The following is a 10,588-nucleotide window of genomic DNA, read 5'->3' as shown; positions in this document are numbered from 1 at the left end:
GCTAGAACCTCTCCGGGTACACAAGGGCGAGGACGAGGTAGCCCAGCAGGGAGACGGCCACGACGAGGCCGACGATGTTTTCGGCGTTCACAGCTTGGTCACCCCCCGGGCGATGAGAGCCACCAGCGCGAAGACCGCGATCGTGGTGACGACGAAGGCCAGATCGGCCACCGTGAGCTCCTGGATGAAGAGGGAAGAAATGAATCGGCCAGATGGCCGATGTCGAGATAACCGTGTCTTCATCCCGGCGTTAAGACACCTTGATGGTGTCCATACGGACGCAGGGGAACTCTTAACGCCGCACATACGCGAGAGGCCGTGAACCGCCGGTCAGCCCTGGTGGGAGAGGCCGGCCGTGTCCAGCGCGGCACCGGCCTGAGCGGCCGGCTCGACCGCGACCAGGCGGACGTACTCGACCACCGCTTCCGGTGAGCCGCCGTCCTCGACCAGACGGGCGGTTCCCTGGAGGCTCGACAGATGCGAGGCGTCGGCGACCACGGCCGTTCGGAGCCGCTGTACCCGTACGGCCAGCTGCGAGACGATCGCCCGGGTGCCGAGCGCCGCGACGGCGACCACCGCGGCGGCCATGATCAGTGCTTCGTGCGTCGCCGGAAGGCCGGTGCGGAACGGCACGAGCGCAAGCGCCACGAGGAAGGGCACCAGGAGGGCGGCGAGCAGGACGGCACGGTCCGGGGGTCGGTGTGAGTATCCGGACATGTGATGCCTCCCGTCCGGACAGGACGGTCTCGGATCAGAACCTCTCGGGCTTGATCAGAGCGGTCACGAGGTAGCCGAGCAGAGCGACGGCGACGATGAGTCCGACCACGTTCTCCGCGTCCATCAGCGTGTACTCCCTTGACTCCGTCGGACATGTGTCGCGCATGTCAAGCGTGCCCGCGGCCGATGAAGGAGCCACTCGCCCTGGCGAGGTCTTGACGCACCTCGTACGACTTTGCGGCCCCGGCGTCAGGAGCACGTGAAGAGTGGCGCGGCGGCCATATGGATCCCGCCAAGAGCACTGGTCATTCGGCCATGGCGTCCCGACGCTGTCCTCACTTTGTCCAAGCGGAGGAACAGCGAAGATGGCCATAGACATGGGGAAGACGACCGCGGCAGGAAAGGCACCGGGCACGGAGGAACCTCCTGATACCGGCCTACGGACGCCTCCCGAGGCGGGGGACCGGCACCAGCTGACCGCCCTCCAGGGCCTGGCCGCGCTGTCGCTCGACGCGATGGCCTCCGTGGCGTACGGGCCCGAGTCGATCGTGCTGGTCCTGGCGGCGGCCGGCGCCTACGGGCTCGGGTTCACCCTTCCCGTCACCCTCGCGATCGCTGCTCTGCTCGCCGTACTGGTGGCCTCGTACCGGCAGGTGATCGCGGCGTTCCCGGACGGTGGCGGTTCGTACGCCGTCGCCAAGAAGCATCTCGGCCGGCGCACGAGTCTGGTGGCCGCGGCCTCGCTGATCCTCGACTACGTCCTGAACGTCGCCGTCTCCGTCACCGCCGGCGTCGCGGCGCTGACCTCGGCCTTCCCCGAGCTGTACGGGGAACGGGTGTGGATCTGCCTCGGGGTCCTGGTCCTGGTCACGGCGGTGAACCTGCGCGGGGTCGTCGACTCCGCCAAGGCGTTCCTCGTACCGACCGCGGTGTTCGTCGGGTCGATCCTCACCATGGTGGCGGTCGGTCTCTTCCGCGACGGCCCGGTCAGCACCGCCTCGGCCGCCGGCCATGCCTCCGCGCTCGGCGAAGGGGCCACCGGGGTCGGCGCGCTCCTGCTGCTGAAGGCCTTCGCGGCCGGCTGTTCCGCCCTGACCGGCGTCGAGGCCGTCGCCAATGCGGTGCCGGCCTTCCGTGCCCCGGCCGCGCGACGCGCCCAGCGGACCGAGGTGGCCCTCGGAGCCCTGCTCGGCGTGATGCTGATCGGCCTCTCGGTCCTGATCGGCCGCTTCCACCTCCAGCCGGTCGAGGGGGTGACCGTGCTGGCCCAGCTCGCGGACGCCTCCTTCGGCCACAACCTCGCCTTCTACGTGGTCCAGTTCGCGACGATGGTGCTGCTCGCGCTGGCCGCGAACACCTCCTTCGGCGGGCTTCCCGTGCTGATGAGCCTGCTGGCCCGGGACAACTACCTGCCGCACGTCTTCGCCCTCAAGGCGGACCGCCAGGTACACCGCCACGGTGTGGTGTGGCTGGCCCTCGTGTCCGCCGCACTGCTGGTGTTCTCCGGCGGCGACACCAACACCCTCGTCCCGCTCTTCGCGATCGGCGTCTTCGTCGGCTTCACCATCTGCCAGGTCGGCATGGTCCGACACTGGTACGGCGAACGCCCCAAGGGCTGGCAGGCCAAGGCCGGCCTCAACGGCTTCGGCGCCCTGCTCACCGGAGTCTCGGCGGTCGTCGTGACCGCCACCAAGTTCACCGAGGGCGCCTGGCTGATCGTGCTCGCCCTGCCGCTGATCGTCCTCGGCTTCGAGAAGGTCAACCGCGCCTACGCCCAGATCGGCGCACGCCTGGAGCTCGGCCGCATCCCGCAGCCGCCGCGATGCTCCCGCTCTCTGATCGTCGTGCCCGTGTCGGGGCTGTCCCGACTGACCTGTCAGGCGCTGACCGCGGCCCGCTCGCTCGGCGACGAGGTCCTCGCCGTGACCGTCACCCACACCGGTCCTGAGGACCGGCAAGCGGCCGAAGCGCTGCGCCGGGACTGGGAGTTGTGGAAGCCCGGCATCGAGCTGATCGAGGTCGCCTCCGATACCCGCTCGCTCGGCCGGCCGGTGTCGGCGTACGTGCGCGAGCTCATGCAGAAACACCCGGATGCCCAGGTGACCGTCCTCATCCCGGAAACGGAACCCGCTCACCTGTGGCAGCGGATGCTGCAGAACCAGCGTGGCTCCGTGGTCGCCCACGCGGTGCGCCGCGACACCGACGCCGTCATCTGCCGACTGCGCTTCCGCATCACGGCCGACGCGCGTTGACGTGCCCTTGACGGCGGCTTGATGCGTCGCGTGCGCCGCCGTCAAGAAGGTGGCAAATCCCCCGCCCTCAGGAGGATTTCCGCTGGAACGGGCAGTAGTTTCCTGCCTGTTGCGCCGCCGGGGACCTCGACCACTCACATGACGGCCGAGGGGGTCCATGCGAGACAGTCCCCGGCGGCGACACCTCTCACCCGCACCCGCCGCGTGCCGACCGGCCCGGCAGGGGTGTCCGGCCGAACTCACCAGAAGGTCTCCTCCCCATGCCTCCCGCCGCCGCGCAGCACGTGCCCCCGGGTCTCGGGACCCCTCCGCGGACCCCGCTCAACCGGCCGTCCCGGAAACGCTCCGGCCAGGCGAACGTGCTGGAGCCCGAGCTCCTCGCCACCTCCGCCCGGGAGGCCGTAGCCAAGCTCCACCCGCGCGAACTGGTGAAGAAGCCGGTGCTGTTCGTCGTGGCCGTGGGCTCCGCCCTGACGACGCTCTCGGCGCTCATCCACCCGTCCGTCTTCACCTGGGTGATCAGCGTCTGGCTCTGGCTGACGGTTCTGTTCGCCAACCTCGCCGAGGCCGTCGCCGAGGGCCGTGGCCGAGCCCAGGCCGAGTCGCTGCGCAAGGCGCGTACCGACACCGTCGCTCTCCGGCTGAAGCGCTGGACGTACGGGACGAACCTGCGCCACGCCGAGACCGAGGTGGTGACCCCGGCCGAGCTCCAGCCCTTCGATTTCGTCCTCGTCGAAGCGGGGGAGCTGGTACCGGCCGACGGGGACGTGGTCGACGGAGCGGCGATGGTGGACGAATCGGCGGTGACCGGTGAATCGGCCCCCGTGCTCCGGGAGTCGGGCGGTGACCGGTCCGGAGTCACCGGCGGCACGACCGTCCTGTCGGACTCGATCGTCGTACGGGTCACCTCGCGCTCCGGGAACAGCTTCATCGACCGGATGATCGCGCTGGTCGAGGGTGCGTCCCGGCAGAAGACCCCGAACGAGATCGCGCTGAACATCCTGCTGGCCGCCCTGACCGTCATCTTCATCCTGATCGTGGTCAGCATCCAGCCGATGGCCGCGTACGCGGGCGCCGCCCAGTCCACGACCGTGCTGGTCGCGCTCCTGGTGACCCTCATCCCCACCACGATCGGCGCCCTGCTCTCCGCGATCGGCATCGCCGGCATGGACCGCCTCGTGCAGCGCAACGTCATCGCGCTGAGCGGCCGCGCCGTCGAGGCCGCCGGTGACATCAACACCCTGCTCCTCGACAAGACCGGCACCATCACGCACGGCAACCGCGAGGCCGCCGCCTTCATCCCGCTCCCGGGCGTCGACCACACCAGGCTCGCCGACGCCGCACAGCTGTCCTCCCTCGCCGACGAGACCCCCGAAGGCCGGTCCGTCGTCGCTCTGGCCCAGCGGTACGGGCTCCAGCCGGCCGCCGCCGAGGACCTCAGCAACCCGCGCTTCACCGAGTTCAGCGCCCGCACCCGGATGAGCGGCGTCAACCTGAGCTGGGACAACGGCGCGGGATGCGCCATCCGCAAGGGCGCCGTCGTCGAGGTCATGGACTGGGTGGCGATGCGCGGCGGGACCGTACAGGCGGAGGCCGCCGCATGGTCCGCCCAGGTCTCGCAATCCGGTGGCACCCCGCTGCTGGTGGCAGTCCACGACTGGGACGGGCCGAGGGTCCTCGGCATCATCCACCTCAAGGACGTGGTCAAGGAAGGCATCCGGGAGCGCTTCGCGGAGCTGCGGAGCATGGGGATCCGTACGGTCATGGTGACCGGCGACAATGAGCTGACGGCTCGCGCCATCGCCGCGGAGGCGGGGGTGGACGAGTATCTCGCCCATGCGACGCCGGAGGACAAGCTCGCGCTGATCAAGCGGGAGCAGGCCGGCGGCAAGCTCGTCGCGATGACCGGTGACGGGACGAACGACGCCCCGGCGCTCGCGCAGGCCGACGTGGGCGTGGCGATGAACACGGGCACCTCGGCCGCCAAGGAGGCCGGGAACATGGTGGACCTGGACTCCAACCCCACCAAGCTCATCGAGATCGTCGAAATCGGCAAGCAGCTCCTCATCACCCGGGGCGCGCTCACCACCTTCTCCATCACGAACGACGTCGCGAAGTACTTCGCGATCATCCCGGCCATGTTCACCGCGGCCTACCCGGGACTCGAAGCACTCAACATCATGGGCCTGAGCAGCCCCACCTCGGCGATCACCTCGGCGATCATCTTCAACGCCTTGATCATCGTCGCCCTCATCCCGCTCGCCCTGCGTGGTGTCCGCTACCGGCCCGCCTCCGCGCACGACCTGCTGCGCCGCAACCTGGGCGTCTATGGCCTCGGCGGCCTGATCCTGCCTTTCGTCGGCATCAAGCTCATCGACCTGCTGGTGTCCACCATCCCCGGCCTCGGCTGACCTCCTCGAGGAAACGGCTCATCAGGGGAACGCGAGGCTCCTGGCCGCTGGCCGTCGCAGCCTCTGCTTCCCGCATGCCCTTTCCCACCTCCGGCACCATGGCCCCTCCAGGCCGGCCGGCGTTGATCGACACTCCGTCGGCTTCCCCGCGGGGGCGGCCTTCGTCCGGCCGCCCCCGCTCCTCGTCCTCCGGCGTTCGCTACTCCACAGGTGGCGCTGTCCGCGTTAAGGACGCGTCAGGATTGCCTCAGCTGCGGGCATATGAGATCAATCTGCGTACGCTTGCTCCGCCGTCGGTGTCGATGGCTCATTCTTTGCCGTACGACAGGAGCTCCCCACGATGGCCACCCCGGCCCGCTCCTCGCGCCTGCGCGCGTGGATGCTGGAAGGCTTGACCGCCGAGAACAGTTCGCCCGCCGCCAAGGAGGCGGCGGCCCAGCCCCACGGCCGGCCTTGGTGGCGGGTCATGTGCCTGACGGGTCTGGACTACTTCTCCACCCTCGGCTACCAGCCCGGCATCGCGGCGCTGGCCGCCGGCCTGCTGTCGCCGCTCGCGACCATCGTGCTGGTCCTCCTCACCCTTTTCGGTGCCCTGCCCGTGTACCGGCGGGTGGCCGAGGAGAGTCCCCATGGCGAGGGGTCGATCGCCATGCTGGAGCGGTTGCTGACGTTCTGGAAGGGGAAGCTGTTCGTGCTGACCCTGCTGGGGTTCGCGGCGACCGACTTCCTGATCACCATCACCCTGTCGGCGGCGGACGCGACCGCCCACCTGGTGGAGAACCCGCACCTCACGAGCACTCTGCACGGTCACGAGGTGCTGATCACTCTGATCATGATCGCGCTCCTCGGTGCCGTGTTCCTCAAGGGGTTCAGCGAGGCCATCGGCGTCGCAGTCGTCTTGGTGGCCACGTACCTCAGCCTGAACGTCGTCGTGGTGGCGCGCGGCCTGTGGGAGGTGGCCGCCGAACCCCACGTCGTCACCGACTGGACCGAGGCGCTGACCGCCGAGCACGGCAACCCGCTCATGATGGTCGCCATCGCGCTCATCGTGTTCCCGAAGCTCGCGCTCGGCCTCTCCGGCTTCGAGACCGGTGTGGCGGTCATGCCCCACGTGAAGGGCGACCCGGAGGACACCGAAACCAGGCCGGCCGGCAGGATCCGCGGTGCGAAGAAGCTGCTGACGACCGCGGCCATCATCATGAGCGTCTTCCTGATCACCAGCAGCTTCATCACGACGCTGCTGATCCCACCAGCCCAATTCCAGCCAGGTGGTGAGGCCAACGGACGAGCCCTGGCCTATCTGGCCCACGAATACCTGGGATCGGCCTTCGGGACGGTCTACGACATCTCCACGATCCTGATCCTTTGGTTCGCCGGCTCGTCGGCGATGGCCGGTCTGCTGAACCTGATGCCGCGCTACCTGCCCCGTTACGGCATGGCCCCCCACTGGGCGCGAGCGCTGCGCCCCATGGTCATCGTTTTCACCCTTGTCGCGTTCCTGGTCACCTGGATCTTCAACGCCGACGTCGACGCCCAGGGCGGCGCGTACGCCACCGGTGTCCTCGTCCTGATCACCTCGGCCGCGGTCGCGGTCACCATCGCGGCCCGGCGAGCCGGCGAGCGCGGCTGGACCATCGGCTTCGGCATCATCTCCGCCGTCTTCATCTACACCACCGCCGTCAACATCGTCGAACGCCCCGACGGCGTGAAGATCGGTGCCTGCTTCATCGCCGGCATCATGGCCCTGTCCCTCCTCTCCCGTCTGGCCCGGGTCTTCGAGCTGCGCGTCACGCACATCGAGTTCGACGACATGGCCCAGCGGTTCATCCGCGACACCGCCAACCGCACGATCCGGTTCATCGCGAACGAGCCCGACAACCGGGACCTCGCCGAGTACCGGCAGAAGAAGGAACAGATCCGCGCGGACAATGACATCCCCGCCGGGGACGACGTCATGTTCGTCGAGGTCACTGTCCTGGACGCGTCCGAGTTCGAATCAGGCATGCGCGTGCGCGGCGAAGTGCTGCACGACCGCTACCGCGTGCTGACCCTGGAGAGCTCCAGCATCCCCAACGCCCTGGCCGCCCTCCTCCTCCATGTCCGCGACGAGACCGGGCAGCGGCCCCACATCTACTTCGAGTGGACCGAGGGCAACCCGTTCGCCAATTTCTTCCGCTTCTTCCTCTTCGGCCAGGGTGAAGTCGCCCCCGTCACCCGCGAGGTCATCCGCGAGGCCGAACCGGACCGAGCCCGACGCCCCCACGTCCACGCGGGCTGACGTCACCGCCAAGATGCCGACAGGAAACCCTCCGGATCCTCGCCACCACGCGGATCCGGAGGGATGCTCACTGTCGTGACCATCTCCTGGCGCCCCGATCGCGCCGTCCGCCGGACCGTACTCGCCCTCGGGGCGGCAGGTCTGACCGTCATCGCCACCGGCGCGATCCTCGATGCCCTATGGCTGCTCGGCATCGGGGTCTGGGTGGTCATCGCAGCGATGGTGATCGAGCTCGTCTACCGGCCCTAGCCACCTGCATCCCGGTTCCGGAAGGCAGTCAGACGTCACCGCATTGCCGCTGCGGCGGAACGGATGGTTTCGCGGAGACCCGTCACGCCAGGAGGTCGCGGCATCGGTCGGCCGACTTCAGCATGTCCAGGCTGACCTGTTCCAGGAAGGCGCCCACCTTGGCCAGTCGCTGCCCCACGGAGCTGTCGAGCCCGTACGTCTGCGCCGCGGCCGTTGAGGCGTGCGCCGACTTGAGCGTCTGCCGCACGCTGATCACGATCGAGTGGTACCAGGCGTCGTCGTCGACCACGTAGACGTCCCGGCGCCGCTGCGGATCGCGCTCACGCCGGACGTACCCGTGCTGGACCAGGAAGTTCACGGCTACGGAGACGGACGCCGGGCTGACCTTCAGCCTGCGGGTCAGCTCGGCTGCGGTGCGTCTGCCGTCCTCGGACAGCAACAGGTCGACGTGCACGCGCGCTGTCATTCTCGGCAGCCCGGATCCGACCGCCAGCTCGATGATCTCCTCCACCATCGTGTCGCTCGGCGCTTCGGCCGTGCGCGGGGGTGCCGGTGTGCCACGCCGCGCCCGCTGGACCGTCGCCTGGTGAGCCTGCTGGGGCCGGTAGCCGCCCGGGCCACTGTTGCGTGCGATCTCCCGGCTGATCGTCGAGGTCGGCCGGTCGAGCCGCCTGGCGATCTCGGCATAGGAGAGTTGGTCGGCGAGTCCGGCTGCGATGCGCTGGCGTTCCTGCTGGGTCAATCGTCCTCCAGGCATGCCGCGAGTATTGCCTTCGCTGTCACCCAATGCAACGCCCCGTTGCATTCGAGCCCAGCGTCATTGCATCAATTTGCCGCCAGCCACCTGTACTTATGCTGTTCGGCGGATTGCAGACACTCTGAATGCAACGTAGCTTTCGAGATGTTGCGAACGCGCACTATCGCGAGGTGAGGAATGGTCATGGACGAATCGGTCCACACGGTTGCGGCGCTGCCGACGGAGCGTCGGCCCGGCTGTCCCTTCGACCCGCCGGCAGAGCTGATCGATGCCCGCAGCCACGGTCCCATCAGCCGCTACACCCACCCCGGCGGGAAGCCCGGCTGGATGATCACCGGACACGATCTGGTCCGGTCGGTCCTGGCCGATCCGCGGTTCAGCTCGCGCAAGGACCTCCTGAACGTGGTCGACTTCGAGATCCCGCCGGCGCCGCCCGGCGAGTTCCTCCTCATGGACGACCCCCAGCACAACCGCTACCGGAAGCCGCTGGTGGGCAAGTTCACCGCTCGGCGGATGCGACTGCTCACCGAGCGCATCGAGCAGATCACGACCGCCTGCCTGGACGCCATGGAGAAGACCGGACCGTCGGCGGACCTGGTGACCGCGTTCGCCAAGCCCATTCCCACCATCGTCATCTGCGAGCTGCTCGGGGTGCCGTACGAGGACCGGGACTCCTTCCAGGAACAGATCGACAAGTTCATGAACGGGGAGACGAACGATGAGGACCTGATGGCGGCTTACACCGCGACCCAGAACTACCTCGCTGAGCTGGTGGCCGCCAAGCGCGCGAACCCGACCGACGACGTGCTCAGCGAACTCACCGACAGCGACCTGACCGATGAGGAGCTGCAGGGGATCAGCCTGATCCTGCTGGCGGCCGGATTCGACACCACCGCCAACATGCTGTCCCTCGGGGTCTTCGCGCTCCTGCAGAACCCGGAGCAACTGGCGGCGCTGCGCGCCGAGCCCGCGCTCATCGACCAGGCGGTGGAGGAGCTGCTGCGGTATCTGAGCGTCGCCAAGTCGTTCATGCGGACGGCGCTGGAGGACGTCGAGGTGGGCGGCCAGACCATCGAGGCCGGCACGACGGTCGTCCTGTCGTACAACACCGCCAACCGCGACCCCGAGCGCTACGCGGATCCCCACGTGCTCGACCTTCGGAGGGACGCCGGCGGGCACCTGGCCTTCGGCCACGGCATCCACCTGTGCCTGGGCGCGCAGCTGGCCCGCATCGAGATGCGAGTCGCGGTCACCGCGCTGCTGGGGCGTTTCCCCTCTCTGCGCCTGGCCGTACCGGCCGAGGACGTTGCCCTGCGCCCGGAGGCCGCGGACATCTACGGAGTGAAGAGCCTCCCGGTCACCTGGGACGCGTGACCGTCAGCCAGAGGTGGGTGAGGTCGCGTACAGCCGGTGCGACGCGTCGGCGTCGACTTCTCCGACGTCACCGACACCCTGGACCCGTCAGGCCGACGAGGACCGTGACGCGCTGGCACAGATCATGACCGATCTGCAGGTCCCGATCAGTGACGGAGCCGTGAGGTACCCCCTGGCGGATTGCGGCCGGAGGAGTGGAGCGGGTCGGACGGTGATGGGGTTCAACGGTGATCGGGAGGGTAGGCGACGGCCACCTGTTGGACCCGCTGGCGAAAGGCAACCACCCATGCTGATGGCTCACCCGGCTGTGCTCCCCGGCCTCGTCGACCGTTACTGGGCGCTGTCCGTCCTCGACGCCGCGGAAGGCGACTCTCCCGTGCGCGGGGAGATCGAGGACGTCGAGCGGGCGCTCTGTGTGGCCACCGGCACGACGGACGTGCACGCCGCCCTGATTGCCGCCCGCCACCACCTGCCTGGCACGGGTGCCCTCGACGACTCCGTGCTCGTCACCGGCTGATCGGTCAGCCGTCAGTGGGGGCCACCCGTTCGG

The 10,588-nt window shown here is 68.8% G+C and carries 11 protein-coding genes; 6 read left to right on the top strand and 5 right to left on the bottom strand.

The annotated features are described in order from the left end of the window. Position 1 precedes the first annotated feature (1 nt). From kdpF (IO30_RS42575) to kdpF (IO30_RS42570), 4 genes are all read right to left on the bottom strand, one after another. Complete coding sequence (kdpF, locus tag IO30_RS42575) at positions 2–91, bottom strand: K(+)-transporting ATPase subunit F (RefSeq protein ID WP_037789535.1); 90 nt, start codon at positions 89–91, stop codon at positions 2–4. Next, positions 88–243 carry a hypothetical protein gene (locus IO30_RS45880; RefSeq protein WP_167347250.1) on the bottom strand — a complete coding sequence of 52 codons (156 nt, stop codon included), beginning with the start codon at positions 241–243 and terminating at the stop codon, positions 88–90. The genes kdpF (IO30_RS42575) and IO30_RS45880 overlap by 4 nt, the downstream gene beginning before the upstream one ends. Before the next feature lie 87 nt (positions 244–330). Continuing rightward, complete coding sequence (locus IO30_RS0108075; RefSeq protein WP_031140744.1) at positions 331–717, bottom strand: hypothetical protein; 387 nt, start codon at positions 715–717, stop codon at positions 331–333. Positions 718–751: 34 nt separating this feature from the next. After that, positions 752–841 (bottom strand): K(+)-transporting ATPase subunit F, encoded by a 90-nt coding sequence (gene kdpF, locus IO30_RS42570; protein WP_037893476.1) that lies wholly within the window; start codon positions 839–841, stop codon positions 752–754. A 241-nt stretch (positions 842–1,082) separates the two neighbouring features. On the opposite strand from kdpF (IO30_RS42570), the gene IO30_RS0108065 reads away from it, so the two are divergent. The 4 genes from IO30_RS0108065 to IO30_RS0108050 all read left to right on the top strand — a co-directional run bounded on the left by IO30_RS0108065 (position 1,083) and on the right by IO30_RS0108050 (position 7,907). After that, on the top strand, positions 1,083–2,969 hold the full coding sequence (locus IO30_RS0108065) for an APC family permease (RefSeq protein ID WP_031140742.1): 1,887 nt from the start codon (positions 1,083–1,085) through the stop codon (positions 2,967–2,969). A 260-nt stretch (positions 2,970–3,229) separates the two neighbouring features. Next, on the top strand, positions 3,230–5,380 hold the full coding sequence (gene kdpB, locus IO30_RS0108060) for a potassium-transporting ATPase subunit KdpB (RefSeq protein ID WP_031140740.1): 2,151 nt from the start codon (positions 3,230–3,232) through the stop codon (positions 5,378–5,380). A gap of 340 nt (positions 5,381–5,720) precedes the next feature. After that, positions 5,721–7,658, top strand: coding sequence for an APC family permease (locus tag IO30_RS0108055; RefSeq protein ID WP_031140738.1), 1,938 nt, complete (start codon positions 5,721–5,723; stop codon positions 7,656–7,658). Between the two features lie 75 nt (positions 7,659–7,733). After that, the gene (locus IO30_RS0108050) at positions 7,734–7,907 is read left to right on the top strand and encodes a hypothetical protein (RefSeq protein WP_157853153.1); all 174 of its coding nucleotides are present in this window, start codon (positions 7,734–7,736) and stop codon (positions 7,905–7,907) included. 82 nt (positions 7,908–7,989) lie between these two features. On the opposite strand, the gene IO30_RS0108045 is transcribed toward IO30_RS0108050, so the two are convergent. Continuing rightward, a complete protein-coding gene (locus IO30_RS0108045) occupies positions 7,990–8,664 on the bottom strand; it encodes a helix-turn-helix domain-containing protein (protein WP_031140734.1) in 675 nt (224 codons plus the stop codon). Positions 8,665–8,847: 183 nt separating this feature from the next. Here IO30_RS0108045 and IO30_RS0108040 point away from each other — a divergent pair, with 183 nt between their 5' ends. Beyond that, positions 8,848–10,038: a cytochrome P450 gene (locus IO30_RS0108040; protein WP_031140733.1), complete on the top strand. Its 1,191-nt coding sequence runs from the start codon at positions 8,848–8,850 to the stop codon at positions 10,036–10,038. Positions 10,039–10,324: 286 nt separating this feature from the next. Next, positions 10,325–10,555 carry a DUF5133 domain-containing protein gene (locus IO30_RS0108035; protein ID WP_031140732.1) on the top strand — a complete coding sequence of 77 codons (231 nt, stop codon included), beginning with the start codon at positions 10,325–10,327 and terminating at the stop codon, positions 10,553–10,555. Positions 10,556–10,588 lie beyond the last annotated feature (33 nt).

The organism is Streptomyces xanthophaeus (genome assembly GCF_000725805.1).
GTDB lineage: Bacteria > Actinomycetota > Actinomycetes > Streptomycetales > Streptomycetaceae > Streptomyces > Streptomyces xanthophaeus.
Note: the sequence above shows the minus strand (reverse complement) of the source record. Positions and strands in the feature narration are given on the sequence as shown.